Genomic DNA, 15,120 nt, shown 5'->3' with positions numbered 1-15,120 from the left:
GTACGGCAACGCTCGTTCGTCTTGGGTAGAATGACGCCTATCGAATATAACGAGTGGATCGTTGCCGTGCCGCTGTTGCTTATTACCACACTATTGTGGGCCTTTTCCTTTAGTCTGATCGGCGTCTATCTGGCGGGCCAGGTCGATAGCTGGTTCGCCGTGCTGGTGCGTGTCGCGCTGGCGACGTTGGTCTTCCTGCCTTTCCTGCGTTGGCGTGGTGTGCGTCCGCGTCAAGCGCTGGCCTATATGTCGGTGGGGGCTTGCCAGTTGGGGTTGATGTATTTGTTCTACTATCCGGCCTTCCTCTATCTGACGGTGCCGGAGGTGCTCCTGTTTACCATCATGACGCCGTTATATGTCACGCTGATCTACGATCTGTTGCAGGGACGGCGACTACGCCCCGGCTATCTGGGGAGTGCCTTGCTGGCGGTCGTGGGGGCGTTGATCATCCGTTATAACCCACTTAGCTCACAATTCCTGTTTGGCTTCGCCCTGATCCAGGGGGCGAATCTGTGCTTCGCGCTAGGGCAGGTGGGGTATAAGCGCTTGATGGAGGTGATGCCGTTGCCACAGTACCGCGCCTTTTCCTGGTTCTATCTCGGGGCATTGGCGATTGCGTTGCCTGCCTGGTGGTTGTATGGCAATACGCAACAACTTCCCAGCTCGCCGTTGCAGTGGGGGATCCTGCTGTGGTTGGGGGTTGGCGCCTCCGGGCTGGGGTACTTCATGTGGAACTATGGCGCGACCCAGGTGGATGCCGGTACCTTGGCGATCATGAATAATGCATTAATCCCGGCGGGGCTGTTGGTCAACCTCGCTATCTGGCAACAACACCCCGACTGGATCAGGCTGACGCTGGGGGGGACGGTGATCGCCCTATCGCTCTGGGTACACCGGCGCTGGGTCGTGCCACATCGCGCACAAACGGCAGCTGATCGCAGGCATGACGGCGCGTCTGCTGAATAAAACTGTGCATCGTCGGCTGGCGCTGCTCGCCTGTGCGCAGCGCGGCATACAAGCGCCGCCATAATCCCTCGCCTAACGGACGGGTAAGTAAGGCCCCCTGGCGTTCGCCGTTATCCGCAACCCAATGCGGTAGGGCGGCGACGCCCATCCCCGCTGCCACCATCTGCAACAACAGCAACGTATTGTCGACCGCTTTCCAGCGCGGTGTGATGCCGTGCGGCTGTAGAAAATGATTCCAGACATCCAGACGCTGATGCGCCACCGGATAGATCAACAGCGTCTCCTGTGCCAGATCCTGCGGGCGGATCGTGACGCGTCGCGCCAATGGGTGACTGGGCGCCATCACCAGGCGGACCTCATAGTCGAACAGGGGCGCGTAGTGCAGGGTACTGCGCGGCAGGATGTCAGAGGTTAGCACCAGATCCAGTTCGCCGCGTTGCAGCGCAGGTTGTGGATCGAAGGTAACGCCGGAGTGGAAGTCGAGCGTCACCTGTGGGAAGGCGGCCTGAAATTGACTCAGGGCGGGCGTGAGCCATTGAATACAACTATGGCACTCGATAGCCAGGCGCAATGTCTGGTATGCCGGCTCCTGACACTGCTGCAATGCCTGTTGAACCTGCGGTAACACATGTTGCGCCAGGGCGAGCAGGATTTCTCCCTGCGGAGTTAAGCGCAGAGGCTGGCTCTTACGCACGAATAGGCGATAACCCAGGCGCTGCTCCAGATCACTGAACTGATGGGACAAGGCCGACTGGGTCTGGTGTAGCTGGGCGGCGGCGGCGGCCAGCGAGCCACAGCGATGCAGCGCTTGGAGCGTCCGGAGATGTTTCAGTTCGATCATGAGAAGCCTTCAGTCAATGAGTGAACAGATTGCGCTTGAGTCCTCTACACTACCTGTCGATTATGGATGTGTAAACATCTGGATGTCTAAACATCCATAATTGATTGTCGATGCCGGTTGACGCCGGGCGATAGGTGAGAGGAGAGAGTGAGACGATGACGGTAATCAGCCATACCCTAGGTTTTCCTCGCGTCGGCCTGCAACGCGAGTTGAAGAAGGCATTAGAGGCGTATTGGGCCGGGAAGGTGTCGTCACAGGCGCTGTTGGCCTGTGGCGCCGAGCTGCGGGCGCGCCATTGGCGCCAACAGCAAGAGGCTGGCGTCGATGTGTTGCCAGTGGGCGATTTTGCCTGGTATGACCATGTGTTGGCGACCAGTCTGATGGTGGGAAATGTCCCCGCGCGCCATCGTCGCGCCGACGGGACGATCGATCTGGATACCCTGTTTCGTATCGCGCGTGGCCAGTCGCCTGGCGCCCAACCGGCGGCGGCCGCGGAGATGACCAAGTGGTTTAACACCAACTATCACTACATTGTGCCGGAGTTTACTCGTGACCAGCCTTTCTTCTTAGGCTGGCGCCAGCTATTGGAGGAGGTCGACGAGGCACTGGCGCTTGGCCACCGGGTGAAACCGGTGCTGTTGGGGCCCGTGACCTACCTGTGGCTAGGCAAGGAGAAGGGGGAGCCCTTTGATCGTCTCAGCCTGCTCGATGCGCTGCTACCCGTTTATCGTCAGGTGTTGGTGGCACTGGCCGAGCGCGGCGTGGAGTGGGTCCAACTGGATGAGCCGGCGCTGGTACTGACGTTGCCGCCGGCGTGGCGTGAGGCCTATCAACGAGCCTATCGCTATCTACAGGGGTCGGTGAAGCTGCTGCTGACCACCTACTTTGGCGCCATCGGGCATCACCTGTCGTTGATCCGTACGCTGCCGGTACAGGGGCTACATGTCGATCTGGCTCAAGGGGATGATGACCTGGCGAACCTGCATCGGGCATTGCCGTCAGACTGGGTACTGTCGTTAGGCGTGATCAATGGGCGCAATGTTTGGCGCGCCGATCTGGCCGATTGGCAGCAACGGCTACAGCCTTGGGTCGGCTCGCGTCCACTCTGGCTGGGGAGTTCCTGTTCGTTGCTGCATTCTCCTATCGATCTAGCGGCGGAAAGCGAACTGGATGAGGAGCTACGCAGTTGGTTCGCCTTTGCCCGGCAAAAGTGCGCGGAGTTGGCATTATTGACGCGTGCCCTCAATACGTCGGATCGTGAACGAGAAGCCTTGCTCGCGTATAGCGCGCCGCTCTATCGACGCCGTCACTCCGCGCGGGTACATAACCCGGCCTTGGCTGAACGCCTGGCGGCACTGAGCGAGGCGGATACACGGCGTACCAGCGCCTATCCGCAACGGGCGCGCCATCAGCGCCAACGTTTCAATCTGCCCCTCTGGCCGACTACCACCATCGGTTCGTTTCCCCAGACGCCGGCTATCCGTGCGCTGCGGCTCGACTTCCGCCGTGGCACGTTGACACCACAACACTATCATCGTGGGATCGGTGAGCAGATCTGCCAGGCTATCCGCGAACAGGAGTTGTTGGGACTGGATGTGCTGGTGCATGGCGAGGCCGAACGTAACGATATGGTGGAGTATTTCGGCGAGCAACTGGCGGGATTTGCCTTTACGCGTCATGGCTGGGTGCAGAGCTATGGTTCACGCTGCGTTAAACCGCCGATAATCATCGGTGATATCAGTCGCCCCGCCCCGATCACCGTCGAGTGGGCGACCTTCGCTCAGGCTCAGACCTCGCGTCCGGTGAAGGGGATGCTGACAGGGCCGATCACCATGTTGTGTTGGTCGTTCCCGCGCGAGGATCTGCCGCGTGAGGTGATCGCTCGCCAACTGGCGTTAGCGTTGCGCGATGAAGTCGACGATTTGCAGCGGGCGGGAATCGGCATCATCCAGATCGATGAGCCGGCGTTGCGTGAAGGGTTACCGTTGCGCCGGGAGGCGTGGGCGGCGTACCTGGAGTGGGCAGTGGCAGCCTTCCGTCTGACGGCGGCGGTTGCACACGACGATACGCAGATCCATACCCATATGTGTTATTGCGAGTTCAATGACATCATGGCGGCGATTGCGGCACTGGATGCCGATGTGATCACCATCGAGACCGCGCGCTCCGACATGGAGCTGCTGGAGGCATTCGCCCGCTTCGATTATCCCAATGAGATAGGTCCCGGCGTGTATGACATTCATTCACCGAATGTAGCACAGGAGGCGGCGATGGTGGCGTTACTGCGTAAGGCGGCTGAGCATATTCCGGCTGAGCGGCTGTGGGTGAATCCCGACTGCGGCTTAAAGACCCGTGCTTGGGCCGAGACGCGTCAATCCTTGGCTAGCATGGTCGCGGCGGCACGCCGCTTGCGGGAGGAGGCAGGGATGCGCGACGACTGAGTCGTCGGCCGGGCATTGCCCGGCCTGGATCGCGCGAATGAGTGTGGTTACGCCGCCAACAGACGACGCGCTGCCTCGACCACGATGCGTACCGCATGGGACTCGGTCTGCTTCATGGTTTCCGCGTTAGGGATCTCTTGCTGGGTGCGGTTGACGATGACCCCGGCCACCATGCCGGCACGCAGCCCCTGGCTGGCGCACATGGTCAGCAGCGTGGCGGACTCCATTTCGAAGTTCATTACGCCCATCTCCTGCCACTCTTTCATCGAGCCACGGAAGCGACGGGTGACGCGACCAGAGAAGGTATCGTAGCGCTCCTGGCCCGGGTAGAAGGTGTCCGAAGAGGCGGTGACGCCGATATGCGTCGCGGCGCCGATAGCCTGGGCGGCTTCGACTAGCGCGGTGGTGCAGGCGAAGTCGGCCACGGCCGGGAATTCCATCGGGGCGAAGTGCAGGCTGGCGCCATCGAGGCGTACGGAGGCGGTGGTCACCAGCACATCACCGACATTGATATGCGGCTGAATGGCGCCGGTGGTGCCGACGCGCAAGAAGGTACGGATGCCGAGTTGCGCCAGCTCTTCGACGGCGATAGACGTCGATGGGCCACCGATGCCGGTGGAGCAGACGATAACCGCCTGACCATCCAGCTCGGCACGCCAGCTGGTGAATTCACGATGAGAGGCCAGCTTGACCGGATTCTCCATCAGTTTGGCAATTTTTTCTACGCGCTCCGGGTCGCCGGGCACGATGGCCAGTGAGGCGCCGTGCAGATCGCTCTTGGCCAGTCCGAGGTGAAATACTTCAGGTTTAGACATCGCTGCTGACTCCTGTGTCATCGTTTTATCCTCCAGTGAGGAACAAGAAATCACTCTACTGAAGTTTATAGGACAAATGCGTGATTTGAGTCACTCTGTGTGAAGAAACGATATCAGTAGTGACAAAATATTGTGACTATTTTCACATTAATGGCGTGATTTGGCGAGATAGTAGGCAGCCATCTTGTGATCGGGACAGCAGAAGCATGGGGGGAGAATGAGCGTCGCTCATCAGCCGTGCCGTGCCGCTTGGCGGCATTTTTCGACCGCTTAGTGAGCCAGGCGACCGCTTAATCAGTGTAGGACAGGATGGTGGCGCGGAAGCGGTTAGGGTAATCCCTGAGAAATCCTCAGGGGAGAGTATAACCATGCAACATGCGATTACCTTCGTGGTGGCGACGCTATGTATTCTGGCGATTTGCTACCGCCTGTACGGCCTCTTCTTCGTGAAGAAAGTCTTACGTGCCGACGACAGTGAGGTCACACCGTCGCACACTTACGAAGATGGTAAAGACTATGTACCGACCAAGAAATGGGTCAACTTCGGTAGCCATTTTGCCGCCATCGCCGCCGCGGGTCCGCTGGTGGGGCCGGTACTGGCCGCGCAGTTTGGCTATCTACCCGGGCTATTATGGCTACTGATCGGCTGTGTCATCGGCGGCGCGGTACACGATACCGTGGTACTGTTCGCCTCGATGAAACACCAGGGAAAATCGTTGTCCGAGGTGGCGAAGGCGGAACTGGGGCCGATCGCCGGCTGGTGTACCGGGTTGGCGATGTTATTCATCATCACCATCACCATGGCCGGTTTATCGATGGTGGTGGTCCATGCGTTGGAGCGTAACCCGTGGGGGACTTTCGCCGTCTTCATGACCATCCCTATCGCCATCGGCGTCGGGTTGTGGGAGCGCATCACCGGTAGTATGAAAGGGGCCACCTATGTCGGTATTGCCGCTATCATCCTGTGCGTCTTTGCCGGTCCCTATATTCAGCACACCACCTTTGGCGAGTGGCTGACCTGGAAGTCTTCAACCGTAAGCCTGTTATTGCCGGCCTATGCCTTCTTCGCTACCGCGCTGCCGGTGTGGATGTTGCTGACACCGCGAGGCTACCTGTCCAGTTTCATGAAGATCGGCGTCTTCGGCGCGCTGGTGGTGGGGGTGGTTTTCATCAACCCGGCGATCCAGTTCCCCGCCATCACCCAATTTATCCATGGTGGTGGCCCGGTTCTCTCCGGTCCGGTATGGCCGTTTATCTCGATTACCATCGCCTGCGGCGCCATTTCGGGCTTCCATGCCTTCATCGGCTCCGGCACCACGCCAAAGCAGATTGATAAGTGGAGCGACATTCTGCCGGTGGGCTTTGGGGCGATGCTAGCAGAGTGTGTGGTCGGGGTGATGGCGTTGATCGCGGCCACCTCACTGCATCCGGCGGATTACTTCGCCATCAACTCCAGTGCTCAGGCTTGGGCCGGGTTGGGGATGGAGGTGGTTCACCTGCCGCAGCTGAGTCAGGAGATTGGTTTGGATCTGTATGGCCGTACCGGCGGGGCCGTGACCCTGGCCGTCGGCATGACCGACATTTTTATTCGGGTGCCTTGGTTTAGCAGTCTGGCATCCTACTTCTTCCAGTTCGTCATCATGTTCGAGGCAGTCTTCATTCTGACGGCGGTCGACTCTGGGACGCGCGTCGCGCGCTATCTGCTGCAAGACTTCCTCGGCGATCTGTGGGCACCGCTGAAACGTACCGATTGGTTGCCTGGTTCGATCTTCTGCTCCATCGTGGCCTGCCTACTGTGGGGGTATCTCCTTAACTCCGGCGATATCAACTCGGTATGGGCGTTGTTTGGGGTTTCCAACCAGTTGATGGCTTCTGTCGGTCTGATCATCGGAGCGACAATTATCCTGCGTCTGGCGACGAAGCGTGTGTATATGCTGACGTGTATCGTGCCGCTGGTTTACCTGTTCATCACGGTGAACTATGCCGGTTATTGGATGGTAAAAAACGTCTACTTCAATCCGCAGGCGGCGGGGTATAACCTGTTCAACGGTACCATCTCTATCATCATGTTGGTGCTGGGGATGGTGATCCTGCTGTCGGCATTGCGTAAGTGGCGTGAGCTCTGGGTGAAACGCGGCAGTGAGCTGGCGACGGCTCAGGCCGAAGCGGCTGCCTAACCAGCGCGTCTCCCGCTTAACCAAAAACCAACGGCCGATTTAGCGGCCGTTGGTTTTTTCTCGCTCTCACTGCGGGTAAGCTGGGCATCCAGCTGTCGTATGAGGAGTGAGGCGTGTTAGATAGCATTATTCAAGGCATTGTCGAATTTGTCCGCCAGCATCAGGCTTGGGCGGTCCCGCTGGTCTTCGTTTTATCCTTCGGCGAGTCGCTGGCCTTCATTTCCCTGCTGTTGCCGGCGACGGTGATCCTGTTCGCGCTGAGCGCCCTGTTGGGCGAGGGCGGCGTAGCTTTCGTCCCGGTCTGGATGGCGGCGGCGAGCGGTGCCTTTCTCGGCGATTGGCTTTCCTACTGGCTGGGCTATCGCTATCAACATCAGATCGGCCATGTCTGGCCGTTGTCGCGTAATCCGCACATCTTGCAGCGCGGCCACCGTTACTTCGAACGGTGGGGATTCTGGGGGGTTTTCTTCGGCCGTTTTCTCGGCCCGTTGCGAGCGGCGGTGCCGTTGGTGGCAGGCATTTGCGCCATGCCGCAGCGCTACTTTCAGTTGGCGAATCTGCTATCGGCGCTGATCTGGGGTGCCGGTATCTTGGCGCCCGGCATGTTGGGGATACGCTGGTTGGGACAGTGGATGGGTTAACCTGGCGCGAATAATGCCGCGCCGTTTCACATTCTGCAGTGTTAATCTCTGGACATCCATACAGGTGCTGATTACCGTGTCGGACGAGACAACGGAGGCGGAGGCAGGGTGGATAACGCGATAATATGGGTCGTCATAGCGGTGTTCGCTGGCGCGCTGATTGGTTGGTTGACGGCTTCGCTGCGAGCTCAGCAGGTCAGGGTGCTGCATGAACAGGCGTTGGGGGCGTTGGAGAGCCAGTTAGCCGCCGCACAGGAGCGCATCAGCCAACAGCAACTATGGCACGAGGAGTACGAACGGCTTAATCAGGAGCTACGCGCATTGCGCGAGGTTAACAGCGCACAGGAGGCGGAGCTACGCGAGGTGACGATTCGCCTGGAAGAGACACGCATGGGGGCGGAGGAGAAGCAGCGTTTGCTGCTGAATGCCGAGCAGCGGCTCAACGTTCAGTTCGAGAATCTCGCTAACCGTATCTTCGAGCACAGCGGGCGGCGGGTCGAGGAGCAGAATCGCCAGAGTCTCGATGCGCTCTTGATGCCACTGCGCGAACAGCTAGACGGCTTCCGTCGCCAGATTAATGATAGCTTCGGCCAGGAGGCGCGAGAGCGTCACACCTTGACCCATGAGATCCGCAACCTGCAACAGCTACACGCTCAGATGGCGCGTGAGGCGCTCAACTTGACGCGTGCCCTCAAGGGGGACAATAAGACGCAGGGGAACTGGGGCGAGGTCGTACTCAGTCGGGTATTGGAGTCCTCGGGCTTACGCGAGGGGTATGAGTACCATACGCAGGTCAGCGTGCAGACGGAAGATCGCGGACGCATGCAGCCCGATGTGGTGGTGCATTTGCCCCAAGGTAAGGATGTGGTGGTGGATGCCAAGATGTCGCTGGTGGCCTATGAGCGCTTCTTCAACGCGGAGGATGAGGCGGTGCGTGAACAGGCGCTACAACAGCATATCCTGTCGTTACGCACCCATATTCGCCAGTTGGGGCGTAAAGATTATCAACGTCTACCCGGCCTACAGACTCTGGATTACGTGTTGATGTTTATTCCGCTCGAACCGGCTTTCCAGGCGGCCATCGATCGCGATCCGGAGCTGATTAGCGAGGCGTTACGCCATAATATTATGCTGGCCAGCCCGACGACCTTATTAGTGGCACTACGCACCATTAATAATTTATGGCGTTACGAATATCAGAGTCAAAATGCGCAAAAAATCGCGGATCGTGCCGCTAAGCTATACGATAAGGTGCGCTTATTCGTCGATGATATGTCTACACTCGGACAAAATTTAGAGCGCGCTCAGTCAAGTTATCGTCAGGCAATGAACAAACTGAGTCACGGGCGTGGTAATCTGATAGGCCAAGTGGAAAGTTTTCGCGGGCTAGGCGTGGAAGTCAAGCGCCCCATCAGCCCGCCTCAGGTCCAGGATACCGGCCCGTTGTCAGCGGACGGAGAACGCGTCGCGGCAGCCTGCGTGGAGGCCGCATCCCCTGCTCGTTTCTCCACCCCCTCAGCGCCGGTAACGCCTGCCCTCCACCCCGTTGATGTTGATACTGTGTCGCTCCCCTCGGGCGACGTTGACGTTGAGGTGCCCTCGCCGCGGCCGGGTGCCATGCAACCACCAATTTAGGCTAAGGAAAGAAATGGTAGATCAAACGCCGGAAACCACTCACTTTGGTTATAAGACTGTCGCCACCACCGAAAAAGCTGGAAAAGTCGCGCAGGTGTTCCACTCCGTGGCGGGCAAGTACGATTTAATGAATGACCTGATGTCATTCGGCATCCACCGCCTGTGGAAGCGTTTTACCATCGATTGCAGCGGTGTGCGCCAGGGGCAGCGCGTGCTCGATCTGGCGGGTGGAACCGGCGATCTGGCGGCGAAATTCTCACGGATCGTGGGTGAGCAGGGCGAGGTGGTTCTGGCCGATATCAATGACTCGATGCTGAAGATCGGGCGTGAGAAGCTGCGCAACATGGGGATCGCCGGCAACCTGAACTATGTACAGGCGAATGCGGAAGCGTTGCCCTTTCCCGAGAATCATTTCGACTGCATCACCATCGCCTTTGGTCTGCGTAATGTGACAGATAAAAACAAGGCGTTGCGCTCCATGTTCCGGGTACTGAAGCCGGGTGGCCGCCTGTTGGTGCTGGAGTTTTCCAAGCCGCAGTTTGCGGCATTGAGTAAGGCGTATGATGCCTATTCATTCCACATATTGCCGCGTATCGGTGAGGCGGTGGCACACGATGGTGACAGCTACCGCTATCTGGCGGAGTCTATTCGTATGCATCCGGATCAAGAGACGCTGAAGTCGATGATGGACGAGGCCGGGTTTGAAAATACCTCCTACGATAATCTGACGGGCGGTATCGTGGCCCTGCATCGTGGCTATAAGTTCTAAGCTGAAGGAGACGGCATGCTGACTCCTTTATGCACGGCGTTATTGGAGCGCGCGCTGAATGGCGCGCTGTATCGGGATCGCGCGTTGCAGAGTGCCCGGCAACGTTTGGCCGGACGCGTGCTACAGATTGCGCTGGCGGAGCTGGATCGGCCCTTCTTCCTGAGTTTCAGTCAGCAGCAGGTCGATGTCTTGGCCGCCTGGGAAGGGGCGGTCGATTGCCGGGTGAGTACACGCTTGGCGGTATTGCCCCAACTGCGCGATCGCCGTCGTCTGGCGGCGTTGATGCATGCCGGAGATCTGCGGGTCGATGGGGATATTCAGGTGGTGCAGCAGTTGGTCGCCCTACTCGATCTCGCCGAGTGGGCGCCAGCCGAGTTCTTGGCACCGTATACCGGTGACATCGTGGCTCAGGGCGTGTGCTCGGCGGTGCAAAAAGGGGCGCAGGCGTTTGGCAGTACGCTGTGTCGGCAACGCGACTATGCCCGAGATGCGCTGATCGAAGAGTGGCGTCTCGCTCCCGGTGTGTTGGAGTATGCCTGGTTCCAAGACGAGGTCACGGCTCTGCAACGTCAAGAGGCGGCGTTAGCACAACGTCTTGCTCAATTGGAGAAGCGCCGATGACACCCAGTGAACTGCGCCGTCTCTGCCTGATTATTCGTGTCTTCTTGGCCTATGGTCTGGATGAATTAATCCCGAAGATGCGCATTACCTTGCCGCTGCGTATCGGGCGTCGTTGCCTGTTTTGGATGCGCAACCGCCATGCGGACAAGCCACTCGGCGAGCGTTTACGTCTGGCATTGCAGACGTTGGGGCCGGTGTGGATCAAGTTTGGCCAGATGCTCTCGACGCGGCGTGATCTCTTCGCACCGGCCATCGCCGATCAGTTGGCGCTGTTGCAGGACCGCGTCGCGCCATTCGACGGCGCGCTGGCGCGCCAGCAGATTGAGGCGGCGCTAGGCGGCGATCTCTCTCAGTGGTTTGATCACTTTGATAGTCAGGCCTTAGCGTCGGCCTCCATCGCTCAGGTGCATACCGCCACGCTGCGGGAGAATGGTCGAGAGGTAGTGTTGAAGGTGATCCGGCCTGACATTCAACCGATCATCCGCGCCGATATTCGCTTGATGTATCGTCTGGCGGGCTGGGTACCTAAGTTGCTACCGGATGGGCGCCGTTTGCGCCCGCGCGAGGTGGTGCGCGAGTACGAGAAGACGTTGTTAGATGAGCTGAATCTGCTGCGTGAAGCCGCCAACGCCATCCAACTGCGGCGTAACTTCGATGGCAGCCCGATGCTGTATGTGCCGGAGGTGTTCTCTGACTATTGCCGTGAATCGGTACTGGTGATGGAGCGGATCTACGGGGTACCGGTGTCGGATATCGCAGCATTGCGCGCACAGAACACCAACATGAAACTGTTGGCAGAGCGCGGCGTACAGGTATTTTTTACCCAGGTATTCCGCGATAGTTTCTTCCATGCCGACATGCACCCAGGGAATATCTTCGTCAGTTATGATCATCCGCAGGATCCGCAATATATCGGCATCGACTGCGGTATCGTCGGCAGTCTGAATAAGGCGGATAAGCGTTATCTGGCGGAGAACTTCATCGCCTTCTTTAATCGTGACTACCGTAAAGTGGCGGAGTTGCATGTCGACTCTGGCTGGGTACCGCCGGACACCAACGTCGAGGAGTTCGAGTTCGCCATCCGTACCGTGTGTGAGCCGATCTTCGAGAAACCATTAGATCAGATCTCCTTTGGCTATGTGCTGCTTAACCTGTTTAACACCGCACGACGCTTCAATATGGAGGTTCAGCCGCAGCTGGTCCTGTTGCAGAAGACGCTGCTGTATGTCGAAGGGTTGGGGCGTCAGTTGTACCCACAGTTAGATCTCTGGACCACCGCCAAGCCCTTCTTGGAAAACTGGTTACACGATCAGGTCGGCTTACCAGCCTTGCTGCGTGCGCTGAAGGCGAAGGCACCTTACTGGAGTGAGAAATTGCCGGAAATGCCGGAGCTGTTGTATGACAGCTTACAACAGCAGCGGCGCCTGCAATACAGCATGGATAACATGACGCGTCAGTTGGGACAGCAGGGTAATAAACAGGGGCGGGCACGTTATCTTTTCGGTATTGGCGCCACCCTGTTGCTCAGTGGTACCATCCTTACGATGGCCGATGTTGCGATCTGGCCAGTGGGCCTGTATGTTGCTGGAGTCGTGATCTGGCTCGCAGGCTGGCGTTATATCCGGTGATCCATCCCTCGAATTAGGGAGATGTAAAGGTCCGAAAGACGTTCAAAATGACGAAGTGTACCGTATAATGCGGCGTCACGAATAACCCCTTGCGATAGAGGTGAGTAAAAATGGGCGGTATCAGCATTTGGCAGTTGTTGATTATTGCAGTGATCGTGGTGTTGCTGTTTGGCACCAATAAGCTGCGTACTCTGGGTTCGGATCTGGGTGCATCGATCAAAGGCTTTAAGAAAGCCATTGGTGATGATGAGAAGACGCCCCCTTCCAGCAATGCAAACAGCAGTGCGGCGCCTCAGGATGCCGATTTCAAATCGATCACTGAGCAGCAGCCGGAAGTGAAGAAAGACGAGTCCAAGAGTCAGAATAAAGAGCAGGTGTAAACCGTGTTTGACATCGGATTTAGTGAACTGCTGCTGGTAATGGTCATCGGCCTGGTGGTTTTGGGGCCGGAGCGGTTACCGGTAGCGGTGCGGACGGTAGCGGGATGGATCAAAGCGTTGCGCTCGTTGGCAACCTCGGTTCAGAACGAACTGTCGCAGGAATTGAAGCTCCAGGAGCTGCAGGATAGCCTCAAGAAAGCGGAAAGTGCTGGCTTGCAGAATCTGACTCCCGAGCTGAAAGCCTCCATGGATGAACTGAAGCAGGCAGCCGAATCAATGAAGCGCAGTTATCATTCAGAGATCACTGGATCCGATACGGACAAGGAGTCGTCGGCGGCGGAAACGATCCATCATCCAGATATGGTCAAACCGCAGCCTGATGCTGCGTTAGCGCCGCGGCAAGATGCGGCGCAGGATGTCCCAGCGGTGCCCCAGGATGGGCCGGCTACATCATCCAATCACGCCGATGCTACGCCTGCCAGCGTGCAGCCCGCATCGTCTCCATCCACCTCACAAGATAGTTCGCAGCATGGCCGTTGAAGATACCCAGCCGTTGATTAGTCATTTGATCGAGCTGCGTAAGCGGCTGTTAAATTCTATTGTTTGTATCCTGGTGGTGTTCTTGGCGTTGGTCTATTTTGCCAACGACATTTATCACCTGGTTTCAGCACCGCTGATCAGCCAGTTGCCGCACGGCGCCAGCATGATCGCTACCGATGTGGCATCGCCGTTTTTCACGCCGATTAAGCTGACTATGATCGTGTCGGTGTTTGTCTCCGCTCCGTTTATTCTGTATCAGGTTTGGGCCTTTGTAGCGCCGGCACTGTACAAGCATGAGCGGCGGATGCTGACACCGTTATTGATCTCCAGCACCCTGCTATTTTATGTCGGTATGGCCTTTGCCTACTTCGTGGTCTTCCCATTGGCCTTCGGTTTTTTTGCTAAGACCGCGCCTGCCGGGGTGACGATTGCGACCGACATCAATAATTATCTCGACTTCGTCATGGCGCTATTTATGGCGTTCGGCGTATCGTTCGAGGTGCCGGTGGCGATCATCCTGTTGTGTTGGACTGGGGTGACCACGCCGGCTGAGCTGAAGAAGAAGCGACCCTACGTCGTCGTCGGCGCCTTTGTCGTTGGTATGCTGTTGACGCCGCCGGACGTGTTCTCACAAACGCTGCTGGCCATTCCGATGTGCTTGCTGTTTGAGGTGGGGGTCTTCTTTGCCCGCTTCTATGTGGGGAAACGGCGCCGTGATGGCGAAGAGAGTGAAGATGGCGAGGATGACGCTCAACCCGATGAAGAACAGCCTAAAGCGGGCTGATCGGATCTCGCTTAACAGGCCGCCTTTTAGGGCGGCCTGTTTGTTTTTGCGCCGAGCCTCGCACGCTCATTATCACAAGGAGCCTGCTTATGTTGGATATCGGGGTCAATCTGACCAGTAGCCAGTTTGCCCAAGATGTGCCCCAGGTGGTTGCTCGCGCTCGTCAGGTCGGGTTAAATGGTATGATTATTACCGGGACCGATCTGGCAGAGAGTGTTCAGGCGTATCGCCTAGCACAGCGTTATCCCGGGTTTTGCTGGTCGACAGCGGGGGTTCATCCCCATGAGGCGCAGAGCTGGGGAGAGCATAGTGCCGCGGAGTTAGCGCGCTTGCTTAGTGAGCCTTCGGTGGTGGCGGTTGGGGAGTGTGGGTTGGATTTTGCTCGCAACTTTTCACCTCCGGCGCAACAAGAGGCGGCGTTTGAGGCTCAACTGAGTCTGGCTGCCCGTGTGTCGAAACCGTTATTTCTCCACTGCCGTGAGGCGCATCCACGCTTTATCGCGTTGTTGCGCCCCTGGCTGACGCAGATCCCTGGTGCGGTCGTGCACTGTTTTACCGGTACGCGTGAAGAGCTGGAGGAGTGCCTGGCGCTGGGGCTATATATCGGCATTACCGGCTGGATCTGCGATGAGCGGCGGGGCTTGGCGTTGCGGGCATTGCTGCCGCACATCCCCGCCGAGCGTTTACTGCTGGAGACGGATGCCCCCTATTTATTGCCGCGCGATTTAGCACCTAAACCGACGTCGCGGCGTAATGAACCCTGCTTTTTGCCCCACATCGTAGAGCAGGCGGCTCGCTGGCGACAACAGGATGCCAGCTGGCTGCGGCAGGTGACCGAAGACAATGCCCGTCGACTATTTCGACTGGCATAAGTAAAGGAGA

Annotated in this window: 13 protein-coding genes and 1 pseudogene; 12 read left to right on the top strand and 2 right to left on the bottom strand. The window is 58.0% G+C overall.

The window, feature by feature from the left end:
• Window positions 1-30 precede the first annotated feature (30 nt).
• Window positions 31-825, top strand: a pseudogene (locus DCL27_RS15840) (carboxylate/amino acid/amine transporter); the annotation flags it as partial.
• 19 nt (window positions 826-844) lie between these two features.
• On the opposite strand, the gene metR reads toward DCL27_RS15840, so the two are convergent.
• On the bottom strand, window positions 845-1,807 hold the full coding sequence (gene metR / locus DCL27_RS15835; RefSeq protein ID WP_005290245.1) for an HTH-type transcriptional regulator MetR: 963 nt from the start codon (window positions 1,805-1,807) through the stop codon (window positions 845-847).
• 155 nt (window positions 1,808-1,962) lie between these two features.
• On the opposite strand from metR, the gene metE reads away from it, so the two are divergent.
• Window positions 1,963-4,248 (top strand): 5-methyltetrahydropteroyltriglutamate--homocysteine S-methyltransferase, encoded by a 2,286-nt coding sequence (gene metE / locus DCL27_RS15830; protein WP_035597877.1) that lies wholly within the window; start codon window positions 1,963-1,965, stop codon window positions 4,246-4,248.
• A 47-nt stretch (window positions 4,249-4,295) separates the two neighbouring features.
• On the opposite strand, the gene udp is transcribed toward metE, so the two are convergent.
• Window positions 4,296-5,063, bottom strand: a complete 768-nt coding sequence (gene udp / locus DCL27_RS15825; RefSeq protein ID WP_005297168.1) for a uridine phosphorylase — start codon at window positions 5,061-5,063, stop codon at window positions 4,296-4,298.
• A gap of 368 nt (window positions 5,064-5,431) precedes the next feature.
• Between udp and DCL27_RS15820 the strand changes: the two genes are divergently transcribed.
• The 10 genes from DCL27_RS15820 (at window position 5,432) to tatD (ending at window position 15,110) form a co-directional block, all read left to right on the top strand.
• A complete protein-coding gene (locus DCL27_RS15820) occupies window positions 5,432-7,240 on the top strand; it encodes a carbon starvation CstA family protein (protein WP_005297171.1) in 1,809 nt (602 codons plus the stop codon).
• A 113-nt stretch (window positions 7,241-7,353) separates the two neighbouring features.
• The gene (locus DCL27_RS15815; RefSeq protein ID WP_005290253.1) at window positions 7,354-7,881 is read left to right on the top strand and encodes a DedA family protein; all 528 of its coding nucleotides are present in this window, start codon (window positions 7,354-7,356) and stop codon (window positions 7,879-7,881) included.
• Window positions 7,882-7,989: 108 nt separating this feature from the next.
• Window positions 7,990-9,516: a DNA recombination protein RmuC gene (gene rmuC / locus DCL27_RS15810; protein ID WP_035599837.1), complete on the top strand. Its 1,527-nt coding sequence runs from the start codon at window positions 7,990-7,992 to the stop codon at window positions 9,514-9,516.
• Between the two features lie 13 nt (window positions 9,517-9,529).
• Complete coding sequence (gene ubiE / locus DCL27_RS15805; protein WP_005290256.1) at window positions 9,530-10,285, top strand: bifunctional demethylmenaquinone methyltransferase/2-methoxy-6-polyprenyl-1,4-benzoquinol methylase UbiE; 756 nt, start codon at window positions 9,530-9,532, stop codon at window positions 10,283-10,285.
• Between the two features lie 15 nt (window positions 10,286-10,300).
• Window positions 10,301-10,906, top strand: coding sequence for a ubiquinone biosynthesis protein UbiJ (gene ubiJ, locus DCL27_RS15800; RefSeq protein ID WP_035599835.1), 606 nt, complete (start codon window positions 10,301-10,303; stop codon window positions 10,904-10,906).
• Window positions 10,903-12,534, top strand: coding sequence for a ubiquinone biosynthesis regulatory protein kinase UbiB (gene ubiB, locus DCL27_RS15795; RefSeq protein WP_035599831.1), 1,632 nt, complete (start codon window positions 10,903-10,905; stop codon window positions 12,532-12,534). The genes ubiJ and ubiB overlap by 4 nt, the downstream gene beginning before the upstream one ends.
• Window positions 12,535-12,644: 110 nt before the next feature.
• On the top strand, window positions 12,645-12,914 hold the full coding sequence (gene tatA, locus DCL27_RS15790) for a Sec-independent protein translocase subunit TatA (RefSeq protein WP_005290263.1): 270 nt from the start codon (window positions 12,645-12,647) through the stop codon (window positions 12,912-12,914).
• Between the two features lie 3 nt (window positions 12,915-12,917).
• On the top strand, window positions 12,918-13,454 hold the full coding sequence (gene tatB, locus DCL27_RS15785) for a Sec-independent protein translocase protein TatB (protein WP_005290265.1): 537 nt from the start codon (window positions 12,918-12,920) through the stop codon (window positions 13,452-13,454).
• Complete coding sequence (gene tatC, locus DCL27_RS15780; RefSeq protein ID WP_005290267.1) at window positions 13,444-14,238, top strand: Sec-independent protein translocase subunit TatC; 795 nt, start codon at window positions 13,444-13,446, stop codon at window positions 14,236-14,238. Before tatB ends, tatC begins: the two co-directional genes overlap by 11 nt.
• A gap of 89 nt (window positions 14,239-14,327) precedes the next feature.
• Window positions 14,328-15,110 (top strand): 3'-5' ssDNA/RNA exonuclease TatD, encoded by a 783-nt coding sequence (tatD, locus tag DCL27_RS15775; RefSeq protein WP_035599826.1) that lies wholly within the window; start codon window positions 14,328-14,330, stop codon window positions 15,108-15,110.
• Window positions 15,111-15,120 lie beyond the last annotated feature (10 nt).

Origin of the sequence: Edwardsiella tarda ATCC 15947 = NBRC 105688 (assembly GCF_003113495.2) — a bacterium.
Lineage (GTDB): Bacteria > Pseudomonadota > Gammaproteobacteria > Enterobacterales > Enterobacteriaceae > Edwardsiella > Edwardsiella tarda.
This window is presented reverse-complemented; position numbering and strand designations above follow the sequence as displayed.